General features: G+C 55.2%; 17 protein-coding genes and 1 other annotated feature. All 17 genes read left to right on the top strand.

What is annotated here, in order from left to right:
* The first annotated feature begins 50 nt into the window (after positions 1-50).
* The 17 genes from rplA (at position 51) to rpsS (ending at position 19,056) form a co-directional block, all read left to right on the top strand.
* Positions 51-743, top strand: coding sequence for a 50S ribosomal protein L1 (gene rplA, locus BN871_RS00365; RefSeq protein ID WP_048743631.1), 693 nt, complete (start codon positions 51-53; stop codon positions 741-743).
* A gap of 13 nt (positions 744-756) precedes the next feature.
* Positions 757-892: a sequence feature (ribosomal protein L10 leader region), on the top strand.
* Between the two features lie 64 nt (positions 893-956).
* Positions 957-1,460 carry a 50S ribosomal protein L10 gene (rplJ, locus tag BN871_RS00360; protein ID WP_048743629.1) on the top strand — a complete coding sequence of 168 codons (504 nt, stop codon included), beginning with the start codon at positions 957-959 and terminating at the stop codon, positions 1,458-1,460.
* Positions 1,461-1,579: 119 nt separating this feature from the next.
* Positions 1,580-1,942 carry a 50S ribosomal protein L7/L12 gene (gene rplL / locus BN871_RS00355; RefSeq protein WP_048743628.1) on the top strand — a complete coding sequence of 121 codons (363 nt, stop codon included), beginning with the start codon at positions 1,580-1,582 and terminating at the stop codon, positions 1,940-1,942.
* Positions 1,943-2,032: 90 nt separating this feature from the next.
* Positions 2,033-2,641 (top strand): class I SAM-dependent methyltransferase, encoded by a 609-nt coding sequence (locus BN871_RS00350; RefSeq protein ID WP_048743626.1) that lies wholly within the window; start codon positions 2,033-2,035, stop codon positions 2,639-2,641.
* A 614-nt stretch (positions 2,642-3,255) separates the two neighbouring features.
* Complete coding sequence (gene rpoB / locus BN871_RS00345) at positions 3,256-6,801, top strand: DNA-directed RNA polymerase subunit beta (protein ID WP_048743625.1); 3,546 nt, start codon at positions 3,256-3,258, stop codon at positions 6,799-6,801.
* Between the two features lie 35 nt (positions 6,802-6,836).
* The gene (rpoC, locus tag BN871_RS00340; RefSeq protein WP_048743623.1) at positions 6,837-10,466 is read left to right on the top strand and encodes a DNA-directed RNA polymerase subunit beta'; all 3,630 of its coding nucleotides are present in this window, start codon (positions 6,837-6,839) and stop codon (positions 10,464-10,466) included.
* 216 nt (positions 10,467-10,682) lie between these two features.
* Positions 10,683-10,913 (top strand): ribosomal L7Ae/L30e/S12e/Gadd45 family protein, encoded by a 231-nt coding sequence (locus tag BN871_RS00335; RefSeq protein ID WP_048743622.1) that lies wholly within the window; start codon positions 10,683-10,685, stop codon positions 10,911-10,913.
* Positions 10,914-11,072: 159 nt separating this feature from the next.
* The gene (gene rpsL, locus BN871_RS00330; RefSeq protein WP_048743621.1) at positions 11,073-11,492 is read left to right on the top strand and encodes a 30S ribosomal protein S12; all 420 of its coding nucleotides are present in this window, start codon (positions 11,073-11,075) and stop codon (positions 11,490-11,492) included.
* 53 nt (positions 11,493-11,545) lie between these two features.
* Positions 11,546-12,016: a 30S ribosomal protein S7 gene (rpsG, locus tag BN871_RS00325; protein WP_048743619.1), complete on the top strand. Its 471-nt coding sequence runs from the start codon at positions 11,546-11,548 to the stop codon at positions 12,014-12,016.
* 35 nt (positions 12,017-12,051) lie between these two features.
* Positions 12,052-14,127, top strand: coding sequence for an elongation factor G (gene fusA, locus BN871_RS00320; protein WP_048743618.1), 2,076 nt, complete (start codon positions 12,052-12,054; stop codon positions 14,125-14,127).
* Positions 14,128-14,224: 97 nt separating this feature from the next.
* Positions 14,225-15,415, top strand: a complete 1,191-nt coding sequence (gene tuf / locus BN871_RS00315) for an elongation factor Tu (protein WP_021878333.1) — start codon at positions 14,225-14,227, stop codon at positions 15,413-15,415.
* A gap of 510 nt (positions 15,416-15,925) precedes the next feature.
* Positions 15,926-16,234, top strand: a complete 309-nt coding sequence (gene rpsJ / locus BN871_RS00310) for a 30S ribosomal protein S10 (RefSeq protein ID WP_017692074.1) — start codon at positions 15,926-15,928, stop codon at positions 16,232-16,234.
* A 47-nt stretch (positions 16,235-16,281) separates the two neighbouring features.
* Positions 16,282-16,905, top strand: coding sequence for a 50S ribosomal protein L3 (gene rplC / locus BN871_RS00305; protein ID WP_021878331.1), 624 nt, complete (start codon positions 16,282-16,284; stop codon positions 16,903-16,905).
* A 30-nt stretch (positions 16,906-16,935) separates the two neighbouring features.
* Entirely contained in the window at positions 16,936-17,559 is a 624-nt protein-coding gene (gene rplD / locus BN871_RS00300; protein WP_021878330.1) for a 50S ribosomal protein L4, read from the top strand.
* The gene (rplW, locus tag BN871_RS00295; protein WP_021878329.1) at positions 17,559-17,849 is read left to right on the top strand and encodes a 50S ribosomal protein L23; all 291 of its coding nucleotides are present in this window, start codon (positions 17,559-17,561) and stop codon (positions 17,847-17,849) included. Before rplD ends, rplW begins: the two co-directional genes overlap by 1 nt.
* 26 nt (positions 17,850-17,875) lie before the next feature.
* Complete coding sequence (rplB, locus tag BN871_RS00290; protein WP_021878328.1) at positions 17,876-18,706, top strand: 50S ribosomal protein L2; 831 nt, start codon at positions 17,876-17,878, stop codon at positions 18,704-18,706.
* 71 nt (positions 18,707-18,777) lie between these two features.
* The gene (gene rpsS / locus BN871_RS00285) at positions 18,778-19,056 is read left to right on the top strand and encodes a 30S ribosomal protein S19 (RefSeq protein WP_021878327.1); all 279 of its coding nucleotides are present in this window, start codon (positions 18,778-18,780) and stop codon (positions 19,054-19,056) included.
* Positions 19,057-19,076 lie beyond the last annotated feature (20 nt).

Below are 19,076 nucleotides of genomic sequence, written 5' to 3'. Positions count from 1 at the left end.
CGGCTGTACGTCAGGCGTTCCGCTACACACCACATAAGGAGGAACTCTTCATGGCAAAGCATGGCAAGAAATACGTTGAAGCCGCTAAGCTGATCGACAGCGAAGCGACTTACGAGCCGTCTGAAGCAATCGAGCTCGTGAAAAAAGCAGCAACCGCCAAATTCGACGAATCCGTCGAAGTGGCTGTCCGTCTGGGCGTCGACCCGCGGAAACAAGACCAAGCCGTTCGCGGTGTCGTTGTACTCCCGCACGGTACGGGCAAAACAAAGCGCGTCCTCGTATTCGCCAAAGGCGACAAAGCGAAGGAAGCCGAAGCTGCAGGCGCTGACTTCGTCGGCGATGCGGACATGATCAACAAAATTCAACAAGGCTGGTTCGAATTCGATGTCTGCGTGGCTACGCCTGACATGATGGCTGAAGTCGGCAAGCTCGGACGTATCCTCGGCGGTAAAGGCCTCATGCCTAACCCTAAAGCCGGCACGGTAACGTTCGACGTGACGAAGGCTGTTCAGGAGATCAAAGCCGGTAAGATCGAATACCGCCTTGACCGTGCAGGTCAAATCCATGCACCGATCGGCAAAGTGTCGTTCGACGCCGAGAAGCTGGCTGAGAACCTCAAGTCGCTGATCGACGCTCTGAACCGTGCCAAACCGGCATCGGCAAAAGGGATTTACCTGAAAAACATCGCTGTATCTTCTACGATGGGACCTGGCGCTCGCGTCAACGTTTCCACGTTCCGCTAAGAGCTGCGATTCTAACTTCAGAACACGCATACCTAAGACAGTAGGTGCCTTCGGGCTTAATCCCCTACCGAGGTGTTATGATATACGTTTCCCGTAAACGGACAATCATGGCCTTCGCTGTCTTGGCGGAGGCCTTTATTCATGCACCGGCAGGTTGAAGGTAAACCGTTCTAAAGGATGCAACGGATATCCACATCGGGAGGTGTAAACAAAATGGCAAACGTAAAAGTTATCGAATCCAAGCAGCAGCAGGTGGAAGAAATCGCCGCCAAGCTGAAAGCAAGCACGACGACGGTTGTAGCTGACTACCGTGGACTGAACGTGGCTCAAGTAACGGAACTGCGCAGGCAGCTTCGCGAAGCAGGCATCGAATTCCAGGTTCTCAAAAACTCCCTCGTTCGCCGCGCGTCCGAATCCGCCGAGCTTTCCGGTCTGACGGAAGTTCTCGCGGGTCCGACGGCTATCGCCTTCGGCGCGGACGACGTCGTAGCTCCTGCAAAAATCATCTCCGACTTCGCCAAGAAAAATGACGCCCTGAAAGTAAAAGGCGGCATCCTCGAAGGCCAAGTCGTAGACGCAGCCCAAATCAAGGCGCTGGCAGACCTGCCATCCCGCGACGGCCTGCTCTCCATGCTCCTCAGCGTCCTCCAGGCTCCTATGCGCAACTTCGCGCTGGCGGTCAAAGCCGTGGCGGAAAAGCAAGAAGCGGAAGCCTAAAAACGATTTTCCTCCGTCCGGAGGCCATCGGGCTGCCGGCAGGAATTGCTTGATCCTTGCGCCGGCATAGCCGGCATCCATCACCACCAAAAAAACTTATACCCAATGGAGGTTCAACCATGAGCAACGAACAAATCTTGGAAGCCATTAAAGGCATGAACGTTCTGGAACTGAACGATCTCGTTAAAGCAATCGAAGAAGAATTCGGCGTAACGGCTGCTGCACCTACGGTTGTAGCTGCTGGCGGCGGCGCTGCTGAAGTTGAAGAGCAATCCGAATTCGACGTTATCCTTACGAGCGCTGGCGCTTCCAAAATCAACGTCATCAAAGTCGTTCGCGAGCTGACAGGTCTTGGCCTGAAAGAAGCGAAAGAAGTTGTCGACAACGCTCCAAAAGCAATCAAAGAAAAAGTAGCTAAAGAAGAAGCAGAAGCTATCAAAGCTAAGCTTGAAGAAGCAGGCGCAGCTGTAGAAGTGAAATAAGCTTTCTCTTAAAAGCTTGAGAACCCCTTGGAGCCTCGCGGTTCCAAGGGGTTCTCTCTATGAGAAGGCATACCCGGAAGGAGGGACATGATGTCGGACCACTACTATTCCCGTACGCCGGGAACGCAGCAGAACCGGCAGAAGCATGAGACGGAGCTGAGAGGCTTCCGGTTTCAGTTCATGACGGACAACGGAGTCTTTTCCAAAAGCGGAATCGACTACGGCAGCCGTTTCCTCATCGAGGAGATGGAAATCGGCGAGTCTGACCGGGTGCTGGATGTCGGCTGCGGCTATGGCCCCATCGGACTGACGGCAGCGCGGCTGGCGCCGCAAGGACAGGTTGTCATGCTGGATATCAATGAGCGAGCCGTAGAGCTGGCCGGAGAGAATGCGAAGCTGAATGGAATCGCCAATGTGCGCATACAGCAGAGCGATCTGTTCGAGAAAGCCGGCGGCGAGCCGTTTGATGTCATCTTGACGAATCCGCCGATTCGGGCAGGCAAAGCGACTGTTCACCGAATCTTTGAGGAAGGGTATTCGTTGCTGAAGCCCGGCGGCAGCATGTGGGTGGTCATTCAAAAGAAGCAGGGGGCTCCTTCTGCCGAAGCCAAGCTTCAGCAGCTGTTCGGCCGCGTCAAGGAAGTCGGCAAGGATAAAGGGTTTCGGATTTTCAAGGCGATCCGTTCCTTGGACAATTAGCCGGCAATCAACCTCTCGGAGCAGCGGTCAAGGTTGATCTCGCCATGGCGGAGCCGGCGGACAGCCATGGCGTCGGATTCATCCTTCATGACCCGCTAAATCAAGCCATCTGTCGACTATGAAGATTGGAACGACTATCGTCGCGCGATGCGTCATGAAGGGATGGTCATCGCCTTATCGTGTGCTCCTGTTTTTGACTAGAGACTAAATTCTCATTTTTGTTGACTCGCCTTTGTCGATGTGCTATTATTATGAAATGTCAGCATTAAAATAGGCGGAATCTCTTTAGTCCGCTAAAATGTCAAGAATTATTTATTTGATGCGCCATGCATACAAAATTGGTTTTTGACGTATAATGTTTAGATTTTGGGCAAAATTACATGATAGGAGACCATGTCTTCCCTATGGTTCGTCCATGCGGGGGAGGCCGAGGTTTCAGACCGGAAGTATGCTCTTTTTTCGAAACCACTTCGATAAGGGCTTTTCTTTATTTACCACCATGGGATTGAGGCTCAAACCGGCCGGCCCGAAGGTAACCGGCTGAGGTCTGGCTAGGTCATGTTTCATGAGTGCGCTTATCACGCTGAGAAGCAGACATGAGGGGTGAGGTTAAGTTGGCAGGACAACTTGTTCAGTATGGTCGACGCACGCGCAGGAGCTATAACCGGATTCACGAAGTGCTCGAAGTCCCGAACTTGATTGAAATCCAACAAAAGTCTTATGAGAAGTTTCTGGAGAGCGATCTCCTGGAGTTGTTCCAGGATATTTCTCCGATTCAGGACTTCACGGGGAATCTTTCGTTGGAATTCATCGATTATAGCCTGGGAGAGCCTAAGTATTCCGTCGACGAGTCGAAAGAGCGCGACGTTACGTATGCAGCGCCGCTTCGCGTTAAGGTAAGGCTCCTTAACAAGGAAACGGGCGAGGTTAAGGAACAGGAAGTGTTCATGGGCGATTTCCCGCTGATGACCGAGACCGGCACCTTCATCATCAATGGTGCGGAACGCGTTATCGTCAGCCAATTGGTACGCTCCCCCAGCGTGTACTTCAGCACCAAGGTCGACAAAAACGGCAAGCGCACTTACACGGCCACTGTCATTCCTAACCGCGGTGCTTGGCTGGAGCTGGAGACGGATGCCAAGGATATCATCTACGTGCGCATCGACCGTACCCGGAAGATTCCGGTAACGGTGCTTCTTCGCGCCCTTGGATTCGGCAGCGATGCCGAAATCTTGGACTTGCTCGGACAGGACGAGTACATTAAGAACACGCTGGACAAGGATAACACCGACTCCACGGAAAAAGCCCTGATCGAGATTTACGAGCGCCTGCGTCCAGGCGAGCCGCCTACGCTGGACAATGCGAAGAGCTTGCTCGTCGCGCGCTTCTTCGACCCTAAACGTTATGATCTGGCCAATGTCGGCCGTTACAAGATCAATAAAAAGCTTCATATCAAAAACCGTCTGTTCAACCAGCGTCTGGCTGAAACTCTCGTGGACAACGAGACGGGCGAAATTCTGGCCGAAGCCGGCCAGATGATCGACCGCCGCCTGCTGGATGAGCTGCTTCCATTCCTGGAAAAACAGCTGAACAGCAAAACGTATCACGTCGCCAACGGCGTTCTGGATGCGGATAGTATCCCACTGCAGACGGTGAGCGTATTCGCTCCCAACGAAGATGGAAAAATCATCAAGGTCATTTCCAATGACGTCATCGACAAGTCGGTCAAACATATTACGCCTGCCGACATCATTTCGTCGATCAACTACTTCATCAACCTGCTGCACGGCGTAGGCAGCACGGACGACATCGACCATCTGGGCAACCGCCGCCTGCGTTCCGTCGGCGAGCTGCTGCAGAACCAGTTCCGGATCGGCCTCTCCCGCATGGAGCGCGTCGTCCGCGAGCGCATGTCGATCCAGGATGCCAATGCGATCACGCCGCAGGCGCTGATCAACATCCGTCCGGTCATCGCGTCCATCAAGGAGTTCTTCGGCTCCTCCCAGCTGTCGCAGTTCATGGACCAGACGAACCCTCTGGCCGAACTGACGCACAAACGCCGTCTGTCCGCCCTCGGACCCGGCGGTCTGACCCGCGAACGCGCCGGCATGGAAGTCCGAGACGTCCATCACTCCCACTATGGGCGGATGTGTCCGATCGAGACGCCTGAGGGACCGAACATCGGTCTGATCAACTCCTTGTCCAGCTTCGCCCGCATCAACGAGTACGGCTTTATTGAAGCTCCGTACCGCTGGGTGGATCCCAAGACCGCCATTGTCACGGAGCAGATCGCTTACCTGACCGCGGATGAGGAAGACAACTACGTCATCGCGCAGGCAAACGCCCTCCTGACGGAAGACAGCAAGTTCGTCGACGATCAGGTTGTCGTGCGCTACAACAAGCAGGCCGACAACATCCTGACGATGCCGACCGAGCGCGTCGACTACATGGACGTATCGCCGAAGCAGGTCGTATCCGTCGCGACGGCTCTGATTCCGTTCCTCGAGAACGATGACTCCAACCGCGCGCTCATGGGATCCAACATGCAGCGGCAAGCGGTGCCTCTGCTCATTCCGAAGGCGCCTCTTGTCGGTACCGGCATGGAGCACAAGTCCGCGAAGGATTCCGGCGTCTGCATCGTAGCGAAGCATGACGGCATCATCGAGCGCTCCTCGGCCAACGAGATTTGGCTGCGCCGCGTCGAGATGGTGGACGGCAAGCAGGTTACGGGCGATCTCGTGAAGCACAAGCTGCACAAGTTCATGCGCTCCAACCAAGGCACTTGCATCAACCAGCGTCCGCTGGCGCGCAAGGGCGACATCGTCAAGAAAGGCGACATCCTCGCCGACGGTCCTTCGACCGAGCAGGGCGAGCTGGCTCTGGGCCGCAACGTCGTCGTTGCCTTCATGACTTGGGAAGGCTACAACTACGAGGATGCCATCCTGCTCAGCGAGAAGCTTGTGAAGGAAGACGTGTACACGTCGATTCACATTGAAGAATACGAGTCCGAAGCCCGCGACACGAAGCTCGGACCTGAAGAAATCACGCGCGACATCCCGAACGTCGGCGAAGAAGCGCTCAAGAACCTCGACGAGCGCGGCATCATCCGCGTCGGCGCCGAAATCAGCGCCGGGGACATCCTCGTCGGCAAAGTAACGCCTAAAGGCGTAACGGAGCTGACGGCGGAAGAGCGCCTGCTGCACGCCATCTTCGGCGAAAAGGCGCGCGAAGTGCGCGACACGAGCCTGCGCGTGCCTCACGGCACGGACGGCATCGTCGTCGACGTCAAAGTGTTCACCCGCGAGAACGGCGACGAGCTGCCTCCTGGCGTGAACCAGCTGGTCCGTGTCTACATCGCCCAGAAGCGTAAAATCTCCGAAGGCGACAAAATGGCCGGACGTCACGGCAACAAGGGCGTCATCGCCCGCATCCTGCCGGAAGAGGATATGCCTTTCCTGCCGGACGGAACGCCTGTAGAAGTCGTTCTCAACCCGCTGGGCGTACCTTCCCGGATGAACATCGGCCAGGTGCTCGAGGTCCATCTTGGCATGGCCTGCAAGCGTCTGGGCATCCACGCCGCTACGCCGGTATTCGACGGAGCGCGCGAGTACGACGTGTTCGACACGATGGAAGAATCGGGCATGCAGCGCAACGGCAAGACGGTTCTGTACGACGGACGCACGGGCGAGACGTTCGAGCGCGAAGTCACCGTCGGCGTCATGTACATGATCAAGCTGGCGCACATGGTCGACGACAAGATCCACGCCCGTTCCACGGGTCCATACTCGCTCGTAACGCAGCAGCCTCTCGGCGGCAAAGCCCAGTTCGGCGGCCAGCGCTTCGGCGAGATGGAAGTATGGGCGCTCGAGGCCTATGGCGCGGCTTACACCCTCCAGGAGATCCTGACGGTCAAATCCGACGACGTGGTCGGCCGGGTGAAGACGTACGAATCGATCGTGAAGGGCGAGAACGTGCCGGAGCCGGGCGTTCCGGAGTCGTTCAAGGTCTTGATCAAAGAGCTGCAGTCTCTCGGCATGGACGTCAAAATCCTGAACGAGGACGAAAACGAGATCGAAATGAAGGAAATCGACGACGAGGACGAAGGCACCAGCGACAAGCTGAACCTCAACCTGGAAGGCGCCGAAGCTGGCGCGGAATAAGCCTAAGCCATACTTGAACTAAGGAGGGTTGCTCCTTGTTGGATGTGAACAACTTCGAGTACATGAAGATCGGCCTTGCATCGCCGGAGAAGATTCGCTCTTGGTCCCGCGGAGAAGTCAAGAAGCCGGAGACCATTAACTATAGGACGCTCAAGCCGGAGAAGGAAGGGCTCTTCTGCGAGAAGATCTTTGGCCCGACCAAGGATTGGGAATGCCACTGCGGCAAGTACAAGCGCGTCCGCTACAAAGGCGTCGTCTGCGACCGCTGCGGCGTTGAAGTCACCCGTGCCAAAGTGCGCCGCGAGCGCATGGGACACATCGAGCTTGCCGCTCCTGTCTCCCATATCTGGTACTTCAAAGGAATTCCTAGCCGGATGGGGCTGGCTCTCGACATGTCGCCCCGTTCGCTCGAGGAAATCATCTACTTTGCAAGCTATGTCGTGACGGATCCGGGCGAAACCCCGCTGGAGAAAAAGCAGCTTCTGTCCGAGAAGGAATACCGCAGCTACCGCGAGAAATACGGCTACGGCTTCCAAGCCGGCATGGGCGCTGAAGCCGTCAAGAAGCTTCTTCAGGACATCGACGTCGAGCGCGAGCTGGATCAGCTCAAGGAAGAGCTGCGCACGGCCCAAGGCCAGCGCCGCAACCGCGCCATCAAGCGTCTCGAGGTCATCGAGGCGTTCCGCCATTCCGGCAACAAGCCGGATTGGATGATCCTCGACGTGCTCCCGGTCATTCCGCCGGAGCTTCGTCCGATGGTTCAGCTGGACGGCGGACGCTTCGCGACTTCCGACCTCAACGACCTGTACCGCCGCGTCATCAACCGCAACAACCGTCTGAAGCGCCTGCTCGATCTCGGCGCTCCCGACATCATCGTGCAAAATGAGAAGCGCATGCTGCAGGAAGCCGTCGACGCCCTCATCGACAACGGCCGCCGCGGCCGTCCGGTTACGGGTCCCGGCAATCGTCCCCTGAAATCCCTCAGCCATATGCTGAAGGGCAAGCAGGGCCGTTTCCGCCAGAACCTTCTCGGCAAGCGCGTCGACTACTCCGGCCGTTCCGTTATCGTTGTCGGACCAAGCCTGAAGATGTACCAATGCGGCCTTCCGAAGGAAATGGCGCTGGAGCTCTTCAAGCCGTTCGTCATGAAGGAACTGGTCAACAAGGGCCTCGCCCACAACATCAAGAGCGCCAAGCGCAAAGTCGAACGAGTTAGCGCCGAAGTGTGGGACGTTCTTGAAGAAGTCATCAAGGAGCATCCGGTTCTGCTGAACCGCGCCCCTACGCTTCACAGACTCGGCATCCAGGCATTCGAGCCGATCCTTGTCGAAGGACGCGCCATCAAGCTTCACCCGCTCGTATGTACGGCCTACAACGCCGACTTCGACGGCGACCAGATGGCCGTTCACGTTCCGCTGTCCGCGGAAGCGCAGGCGGAAGCCCGCCTTCTGATGCTGGCGGCAGGCAACATCCTCAACCCTAAGGACGGCAAGCCGGTCGTAACTCCGTCCCAGGATATGGTCCTCGGCTCCTTCTATCTGACGATGGACAACAAGGAAGCGCAAGGATCCGGCTCTGTCTTCGGCTCCGTCAACGAAGCCGTCTCCGCTTACCAGCGGGGCATCGTGTCGCTGCATGCGCGCATCTTCATTCCGGCGAAGGTCCTCAAGAAGGATGCCTTCACGGACCAGCAGAACAGCTCGCTCATCTCGACGACGGTCGGCAAAGTCATCTTCAACGAGATCTTCCCGAGCTCGTTCCCTTACATCAACGAGGCGACCAAGACCAACTTGATGGACGGAACGCCGGATAAATATTTCGTGTACGAAAAAGGCGCGGACCTTAACTCCTTCCTGGACAACGTGCCGCAAATGGGCGCTGTCGGCAAGGAATACCTCGGTCTTCTGATCGCGGAATGCTTCCGCCAGTACCACACGACCAAGACGTCGGTCATCCTTGACAAGATCAAGGAGCTCGGATTCACGTACTCGACCCGCGCGGGCATCACGGTAGCCGTCTCCGACGTCATCGTGCCGCCGGAGAAGGAAGAGATCCTGAAGCAGTCCGACGAGAAGGTCAAAGTCGTGACGAACCAATACCGTCGCGGCCTGATCACCAACGAAGAACGTTATGACCGCGTCATCGAGATCTGGAGCAAGACTAAAGACCAAATTACGGAAATCCTCATGAAATCGATGGACCGCTACAATTCCATCATGCTCATGGTGGATTCCAAGGCGCGGGGTAACAAATCGCAGATCACCCAGCTGGGCGGCATGCGGGGTCTGATGGCCAACCCATCCGGCCGCATCATCGAGCTCCCGATCAAGTCGAACTTCCGTGAAGGCCTGACGGTACTCGAGTACTACATCTCGACTCACGGCGCGCGTAAAGGTCTTGCCGATACCGCCCTCCGTACAGCCGACTCCGGTTACCTGACCCGCCGTCTCGTCGACGTCGCCCAGGACGTTATCGTCCGCGAGGACGATTGCGGCACGGACAAAGGCATCACGGTGGCCAAGATCCAGGACGGCAAGGAAGTCATCGAGGATCTGTACGACCGCATCGAGGGCCGCTATTCCTTCGAGACGATCCGTCATCCGCAGACGGGAGAAGTCATCGTTGCCCGCAACGATCTTATCGACGCCGAGAAGGCCGATGCGATCGTCGATGCAGGCGTAGAGAAGCTTCAGATCCGTTCCGTACTGAGCTGCCGCGCCCGTCACGGCGTCTGCAAGATCTGCTACGGCCGCAACCTGGCGACAGGCAAGCATGTAGAGATCGGCGAAGCCGTAGGCATCATCGCGGCCCAATCGATCGGCGAGCCGGGAACCCAGCTCACCATGCGTACCTTCCATACCGGCGGCGTTGCCGGCGACGACATCACGCAAGGTCTGCCGCGTATCCAGGAGCTCTTCGAGGCGCGTAACCCTAAAGGCCAAGCGATCATCAGCGAACTGGACGGCGTCGTGAAGAGCATTCGCGAAACGAAAGACCGCCGTGAGATTGAAGTTCAAGGCGAAGCCGAATCCAAAGTGTATCCGGTCAGCTACGGTTCCCGGATCCGCGTCATCGAAGGCCAGCATCTGGAAGCCGGCGACGAGCTGACGGACGGCTCCATCGATCCGAAGGAAATGCTGCGCATCAAAGGCATCCGCGGGGTACAGAACTACATCCTGCAGGAAGTTCAGCGCGTTTACCGGAACCAGGGCGTAGAAATCAACGACAAGCACGTCGAAGTCATGATCAAGCAGATGCTGCGCAAAATCCGTATCGTCGATGCCGGCGACACGAAGCTTCTGCCTGGCGCGTTCGTCGATGTGCACGAATACGAAGCAGCCAACCGCGAAGTGCTTCTTTCCGGCCGCGAGCCGGCAGTCGCCAAACCGGTCCTGCTCGGCATCACCAAGGCTTCCCTGGAGACGGATTCGTTCCTTTCCGCGGCATCCTTCCAGGAAACGACCCGCGTCCTGACCGACGCTGCCATCAAAGGCAAGGTCGACCAGCTGCTCGGCCTCAAGGAGAACGTCATCATCGGCAAGCTGATTCCTGCCGGTACGGGCATGAACCGTTACCGCAGCATCCGCTTCGTCGGCCAAGAGGACGAACTCGAGACCGCAGCGGCGGAAGCCGAGCTCAGCGAGACGGTTCCGGTCGAATCCTAACAATTCAACCGGAAATCTTCGGAGCCTTGCAATACCGCTCCACATCAGCAGCTGCCCGGCCTTCGGGCGGCTGCTCTTTTATGGGCGTGCTCTTTGAACCGGAATATCTTTTGAGCAAATGGACAAGCCCATCTTGACATGGGGATAAGTCTAGTGCTACTATATCGAAGTGTGCCTGTGAGTGGATTTCTGTGCTTAAGCAAGGATGGTGAATCCATGGCTTACAAGATTGGCACGAAGCAGACGACCAAGACCGTTGAATCAGGCAAGGCGATTCACGTCTATGTAGCCAGAGACGCTGATGACAGGCTGACCGGCGCTATCGTCGAGTTATGCGGAAGAATGAGCGTGCCAGTGACTTGGACGGAGACGATGACCGATCTCGGAGAGCAATGCGGGATTGACGTCGGAGCCGCGATGGCAGCAATGGTTGGAGATGAAGAGTAGGACGTTGTTTTTGCCGGTAAGGTTCGGATTTTTCCGCTCAATACGTCAGGCAAAAACTTTTGTTTGTCCAAAGATGAACCGCCTGGATCTGTGGGCTTAAATAATGAGCGTCGATCAGTTCAGCGTTTCATGAATTATGGGAAGGGGGTGGCAACCGACATGCCAACAATCAACCAACTGGTCCGCAAGGGCCGTCAAGCAAAAGTGGTCAAGTCCAAATCGCCAGCACTGCAGCGGGGATTCAATGCCCTGAAGCGTGAGGCTACGGAAATCAGCGCTCCGCAAAAACGCGGTGTCTGCACTCGCGTAGGCACGATGACTCCGAAGAAGCCTAACTCCGCACTTCGCAAATACGCTCGTGTTCGTCTGACGAACCGCGTAGAGGTTACGGCTTACATTCCGGGTATCGGACACAACCTGCAAGAGCACAGCGTCGTTCTGATCCGCGGCGGACGTGTAAAAGACCTTCCGGGCGTACGTTACCATATCGTTCGCGGTGCATTGGATACGGCTGGCGTCAACAACCGTATGCAAGCTCGTTCCAAATATGGCGCGAAGCGTCCTAAAGTTAAAAAGTAAGACTTTTATAAACTTCAACTTATTAGATACTGAGGGAAAGGGGGACTTGCTACATGCCACGTAAAGGTCCTGTAACAAAACGCGACGTACTGCCGGATCCTATCTACAACAGCAAGCTCGTTACACGTCTCATCAACCGCATCATGATCGACGGCAAGCGCGGCGTTGCCGCAACACTGCTGTATGATGCCTTCAAACTGATTCAAGAGCGCTCCGGCAAAGATCCGATGGAAGTGTTCGAAGCAGCCCTGAAGAACATCATGCCTGTACTGGAAGTTAAAGCCCGCCGTGTAGGCGGCGCCAACTACCAGGTGCCGATCGAAGTTAAACCTGAGCGCCGTACCGCGCTTGGTCTCCGTTGGCTCGTGAACTACTCGCGTAACCGCGGGGAGAAAACGATGGAAGAGCGTCTTGCAGCTGAAATTCTCGACGCATCCAACAACACGGGCGCTTCCGTTAAAAAACGCGAAGACACGCACAAAATGGCGGAAGCCAACAAAGCATTCGCTCACTACCGCTGGTAGGATTCTAGCAGTACAATTTGAAGGGAGACATTCCAATGGCAAGAGAGTTCTCCTTGGCAAATACGCGTAACATCGGGATTATGGCGCATATCGATGCGGGTAAAACCACCACGACCGAACGGATCCTGTTCTACACAGGCCGTACCCACAAAATCGGCGAAGTGCACGAAGGTGCAGCGACGATGGACTGGATGGAGCAAGAGCAGGAGCGCGGCATCACGATTACGTCTGCCGCGACGACCGCTCAGTGGAAGGGCAACCGCATCAATATTATCGACACCCCGGGACACGTTGACTTCACCGTAGAAGTTGAACGTTCCCTGCGCGTATTGGACGGGGCAGTTGGTGTTTTCAGTGCAAAGGAAGGCGTTGAGCCTCAGTCCGAAACTGTATGGCGCCAGGCTGACCGCTACAACGTTCCCCGGATTGCCTACATCAACAAAATGGACATCATCGGCGCGGACTTCCTGAATGTCATCAAAGACATGCGCGATCGTCTGCAAGCCAATGCTGTCGCGATTCAACTGCCGATTGGCGCCGAGAATGATTTTGTCGGCGTAATCGATCTCGTTGAACGTGTTGCCTACAAATACAAAGACGACCTCGGAAAAGATCCTGAGCAAGTCGAAATTCCTGCCGAGCTGGCTGATCAAGCCGAAGAGCTCCGCGCAGAGCTGGTCGAGAAAGTGGCCGAGCTGGACGAAGAACTCATGATGAAGTATCTGGAAGGCGAAGAAATCACCATTCCAGAACTCAAAGCGGCGCTCCGCAAGGGCGTTGTCGAAGTGAAGATCTTCCCGGTCATCGCTGGCTCCTCGTACCGCAACAAAGGCGTTCAAATGATGCTGGATGCAGTCGTTGACTATCTGCCGGCTCCAATCGACGTTCCTGCTATCAAGGGTACCCTTGAGGATGGTACGGAGACGACCCGCGAATCTTCCGACGAAGCGCCGTTCTCGGCTCTCGCATTCAAAATCATGACGGATCCTTTCGTCGGCAAGCTGACCTTCTTCCGCGTTTACTCCGGCGTTCTGAACTCCGGTTCTTACGTTGTGAACGCAACGAAGGGCAAGCGCGAGCGCGTCGGCCGTATTCTTCAAATGCATGCGAACAGCCGTCAAGAGATCAGCTCGGTATACTCCGGCGACATCGCCGCTGCAGTAGGCCTGAAGGATACGACGACTGGCGATACGCTGTGCGACGAGAAGAATCCGGTCATCCTCGAATCCATGAACTTCCCTGAGCCGGTTATCCAGCTTGCGGTTGAGCCTAAGACCAAGGCTGACCAAGACAAGATGGGTATCGCTCTGCAGAAGCTTTCGGAAGAGGATCCGACGTTCCGTGCTCATACGGACGAAGAAACGGGACAAACGATCATCGCAGGCATGGGTGAGCTTCACCTTGAAATCCTCGTTGACCGCATGCTCCGCGAATTCAAAGTAGAGACGAACGTTGGTAAACCGCAAGTTGCTTACCGTGAGACGTTCCGTCAAGCGGCTAAAGTCGAAGGCAAGTTCGTTCGCCAATCCGGCGGTCGCGGCCAGTTCGGCCACGTGTGGATCGAATTCGAACCACTCGAGCCGGGCAGCGGCTTTATCTTCGAGAACAAAGTCGTCGGCGGCGTCGTACCTCGTGAATTCATCGGCCCAACTCAAGCGGGTATCGAAGAGTCCATGAAAAATGGTGTCATCGCAGGCTTCCCGCTGGTCGACATCAAAGCTACGATCGTCGACGGATCCTATCATGACGTCGACTCCTCGGAGATGGCGTTCAAGATCGCGGGCTCCATGGCCCTCAAGGCTGCGAAAGACAAGTGTAAACCTGTCATTCTCGAGCCGATCATGAAGGTCGAAGTCACGATTCCAGAAGAGTACATGGGCGACGTCATGGGCATGCTGAACTCCCGTCGCGGACGCATCGAAGGCATGGATTCGCGCGCTGGCGCGCAAATCGTTCGTGCCAAGGTGCCTCTCGCCGAGATGTTCGGATATTCCACGACACTTCGCTCCGGTACCCAAGGTCGCGGCGTGTTCTCCATGGAACTCTCCCACTACGAAGAAGTTCCGAAATCGATCCAAGAAGAGATTGTTTCCAAGAGCAAATCGGAGTAATCTCTATATAGGTTCGCTGTGACAGGCGAAGAGCCGCTTGCGGCGTTCGTCTGTCACCTAACATAAACTTTCCTGACCTTAAGGAGGATTAAGTTCAATGGCAAAAGCTAAATTTGAACGTAATAAACCGCACGTTAACATCGGTACGATCGGTCACGTCGACCATGGTAAAACGACGCTGACGGCTGCCATCACGACTGTTCTTTCCAAAAAATACGGCGGCGTAGCTACGGCTTTCGACCAAATCGACAAAGCTCCAGAAGAGCGCGAGCGCGGTATCACGATCTCCACGGCTCACGTTGAGTACGAAACGCCTAACCGTCACTATGCACACGTTGACTGCCCAGGCCACGCCGACTATGTTAAAAACATGATCACCGGCGCAGCTCAAATGGACGGCGCGATCCTGGTTGTATCCGCAGCTGACGGCCCTATGCCGCAAACGCGCGAGCACATCCTGCTCTCCCGCCAAGTAGGCGTGCCTTACATCGTCGTATTCCTGAACAAATGCGACATGGTTGAAGACGAAGAGCTCCTCGAGCTGGTTGAGATGGAAGTTCGCGATCTTCTTAACGAGTATGAGTTCCCAGGCGACGACACTCCAATCATCCGCGGCGCTGCTCGTGAAGCTCTGCAAAACCCAGACGGTCCTTGGGCTGACAAAATCATCGAGCTCTTCGAGCAAGTTGATACGTACATCCCGACTCCTGAGCGCGACACGGCTAAGCCTTTCCTTATGCCTGTCGAGGACGTGTTCACGATCACGGGCCGTGGTACGGTTGCAACTGGCCGTATCGACCGTGGCGTAGTCAAAGTCTCCGACGAAGTTGAAATCATCGGTCTGGCTGAAGAATCCCGCAAATCCGTCGTTACGGGCGTGGAAATGTTCCGCAAGCTGATGGACTCCGCTCAAGCGGGCGACAACATCGGCGCACTGCTTCGCGGTGTTGACCGTAAAGACATCGAGCGTGGACAAGTTCTGGCTAAACCGGGTTCGGTTAAGCCGCACACGAACTTCACGGCTCAAATCTACGTCCTGACTAAAGAAGAGGGCGGACGTCACAAGCCTTTCTTCACAGGCTACCGTCCACAGTTTTACTTCCGTACAACGGACGTAACGGGCATCATCAACCTGCCTGAAGGTACGGAAATGGTTATGCCTGGCGACAACATCACGGTTACCGTTGAACTGATCGCTCCAATCGCTATCGAAGAAGGAACTCGCTTCTCGATCCGCGAAGGCGGCCGTACGGTAGGCGCTGGCGCCGTAGCATCCATCCAAAAATAATGATCCTGCAGCACTAGCTGCGGATCGGACAAGCCCTCGCTTCGGCGGGGGCTTTTTTGTATTCATTTTTAATTTGTATTCGTATCCTTCGCACTGGTTCTGAGATGAAACGGCTGTAAAAAGGAATAGGGCGGTGAGTTGGCTGCTACAACCTTTATGGCCATAGATGGCCGTTGATTACGCCTCTCCATTTATATAGAAGAAACGCAATCGACTCTCTCCATTCCAGGGAGGAATCCAATCATCCGAATCTCGTATACGTCCTAATTCTTCAACGATAAAAACAGCCTGCAGGAGGCTTTTTCGAGCAAAAGAAGATAACATGAGCGCAAGCCTATTTACATGTTGCATTAGCATGTGTGACGTGATAAAATATTGTCTGTTGGTCTGTGACGTTGCGATGATGCGGGAGGTTGCTGACACACCCGGCTCCTTTGCCATGGAGCATGTGTAAGGAGTTCACGCGGAGTATGTCCGATACTAAATTGGGCGATAGAAGGAGGGACTTATATGGCAAAGCAAAAGATTCGTATTCGCTTGAAAGCATACGATCACCGCATTCTTGATCAGTCTGCAGAGAAAATCGTTGAAACTGCAAAACGTTCCGGGGCAGGCGTTTCCGGTCCGATTCCGCTTCCGACGGAAAAGCAAATCATCACCATTCTCCGTGCAGTACACAAGTACAAGGATTCGCGCGAGCAATTCGAACAGCGTACGCATAAGCGTCTGATCGATATTGTGAACCCGACTCCGCAAACGGTCGATGCTCTGATGCGCCTGGACCTGCCGTCCGGTGTAGATATCGAAATCAAACTGTAAGTTATCCACAAGCGTAAGCTAATGTGAGAACGAAATGAGGTGTCAACATGAAGGGTATCTTAGGTAAAAAGCTCGGAATGACGCAAGTGTTCACAGCTGAGGGTAATGTCGTGCCAGTCACGGTTATCGAAGCCGGCCCATGCGTCGTCCTGCAAAAGAAAGACCAAGAAAATGATGGCTACGAAGCTGTTCAGCTCGGTTTCTCTGACAAAAAAGAGAATAACGCCAACAAGCCGCAAGTCGGCCATGCCAAAAAAGCCAATACGGCTCCTAAGCGCTACGTTCGTGAGATTCGTGGCATCAGCCTGGGCGAATACGAAGTTGGCCAAGAAATCAAAGCTGACCTGTTCGCTGAAGGCGAGTTCGTTGACGTGACGGGCGTATCCAAAGGCAAAGGCTTCCAAGGCGTTATCAAACGCTGGGGACAAAGCCGCGGCCCTATGGCGCACGGTTCGCGTTACCACCGCGGTCCTGGTTCGATGGGTTCCATCCAAGCGAACCGCGTACCTAAAGGCAAACGCCTTCCGGGACATATGGGCCATGAGACGATTACGATTCAGAAGCTTGAAGTCGTACGCGTCGATGCTGAACGCAACGTACTGCTCGTTAAAGGCTCCATTCCGGGTCCTAAAAACAGCTTCGTTAAAATCAAACAAACGGTGAAGAAATAACTCGCCGCCTGAAGAAAGGAGGAACAAGCTATGCCTAAAGTAGATGTGGTAAATGTGAGCGGCGCAAAAGTCGGCGACATCGAGCTCTCCGAGCATGTCTTCGGCATCGAGCCTAACACTCACGTACTGCATAGCGCAGTTTTGCTGCAGCAAGCAGCCGAGCGCGCTGGCACGCACAAAACCAAAGGACGCTCCGAAGTTCGCGGCGGTGGCCGCAAACCTTGGAAGCAAAAAGGAACCGGACGCGCGCGTCAAGGCTCCATCCGCTCCCCGCAATGGGTTGGCGGCGGTACGGTATTCGGACCGACTCCGCGCAGCTACAGCTTCAAGCTGCCACGCAAAGTTCGTCGTCTGGCTATTCGTTCGGCACTGTCTTCCAAAGTCATCGCTAGCGAGCTGATCGTTCTCGATCAACTGAGCTTCGCAGCTCCGAAGACGAAGGAATTCCAAGCCGTTCTGAACAACCTCAAAGTAGGCCGCAAAGCACTCGTCGTTACGGCTGAATTCGAGAACAACGTGGCTCTGTCCGCCCGCAACATTCCTGGTGTGAAGTTCGTCGCAGCCTCGGGCATCAATGTTCTGGATGTGCTGTCGCATGACCAACTCATCATCACCAAGGATGCGGTCGAGAAAGTACAGGAGGTGCTTGCGTAATGAAAGATCCACGCGATATTATCAAGCGCCCGGTTATCACGGAACAGACAACTGAGCTCATGGGCGCAAAACGCTATGTGTTCGAAGTTGACATCCGTGCCAACAAAACGGAAATCAAAGCTGCCATCGAGCAGATCTTCAGCGTTAAGGTGACGAACGTGAACACGCTTCGCGTGCCAGCCAAGCCTAAGCGCTACGGCCGTCATTCCGGATACACGTCCGAATGGAAGAAAGCCTTCGTTCAACTGAGCGAAGACAGCAAAGAGCTGGAATTCTTCGAGTCGGTCTAACCTGACAAGATAAGGAGGGAAACAAAGTGCCTATCAAGAAGTACAAACCGACTTCCCCGGCTCGCCGCCACATGTCGGTCTCGACATTCGAAGAGATCACAACAAACGTGCCGGAGAAATCGCTCCTGGCGCCGCTTTTCAAAAAAGCCGGCCGGAACAACCAGGGTAAAATCACGGTTCGTCACCACGGCGGCGGACACAAGCGCAAATACCGCGTCATCGACTTCAAGCGGACCAAAGACGGCATCGAAGGCCGCGTAGCGACGATCGAATACGATCCGAACCGTACTTCGAACATCGCTCTGATCAACTACGTCGATGGCGAGAAGCGCTACATCATCGCGCCTAAAGGCCTTAAAGTCGGCGATGCGATCGTTTCCGGTCCATCCGCAGACATCAAAGTGGGCAACGCGCTTCCACTGGAAAACATTCCAGTCGGTACGCTTATCCACAACATCGAGCTGAAGCCTGGCAAAGGTGGACAACTTGTTCGCGCAGCCGGCACGGAAGCTCAACTTCTCGGCAAAGAGGAATCCTACGTGGTTATCCGTCTTAGCTCCGGTGAAGTGCGCCGCATCCTGAAAACTTGCCGTGCAACGATCGGTTCTGTGGGCAACGAGGATCACGAGCTCGTGAAAATCGGTAAAGCCGGCCGTTCCCGTTGGCTGGGCAAGCGTCCTGAAGTTCGCGGCGTTGTCATGAACCCTAACGATCACCCTCACGGTGGTGGTGAAGGCCGCGCTCCAATCGGACGCAAATCGCCTATGTCTCCATGGGGCAAACCAACCCTTGGTGCCAAAACGCGCAAGAAGAAGAAAGCATCGAGCCAATATATTATTCGTCGCCGTACGAAATAATAACCGCTTGAGCGATTGTGCGTGACGTAAGTACGTCACGCTAACGCTTCGAGGAAGGGAGGAGCAGATCCATGGGTCGTAGTTTGAAAAAAGGTCCTTTCATCGACGGGTACCTGCTGAAGAAAGTTGAAGAACTGAATGCAGCGAACAAGAAAACGGTGATCAAAACCTGGTCCCGCCGTTCCACCATCTTCCCGCAATTCATCGGACACACGCTGGCTGTTTATGACGGCCGCAAGCACGTGCCGGTATACGTGACGGAAGACATGGTTGGACACAAGTTCGGTGAATTCGCGCCGACTCGTACCTACAAAGGTCACGACGACGACAAAAAAACGGGCAGACGTTAAGTTGCGTTGCCCTTTCCATA

This window comes from Paenibacillus sp. P22, from assembly GCF_000469945.2.
Taxonomy (GTDB): Bacteria; Bacillota; Bacilli; order Paenibacillales; family Paenibacillaceae; genus Paenibacillus_O; species Paenibacillus_O humicus.
This window is presented reverse-complemented; position numbering and strand designations above follow the sequence as displayed.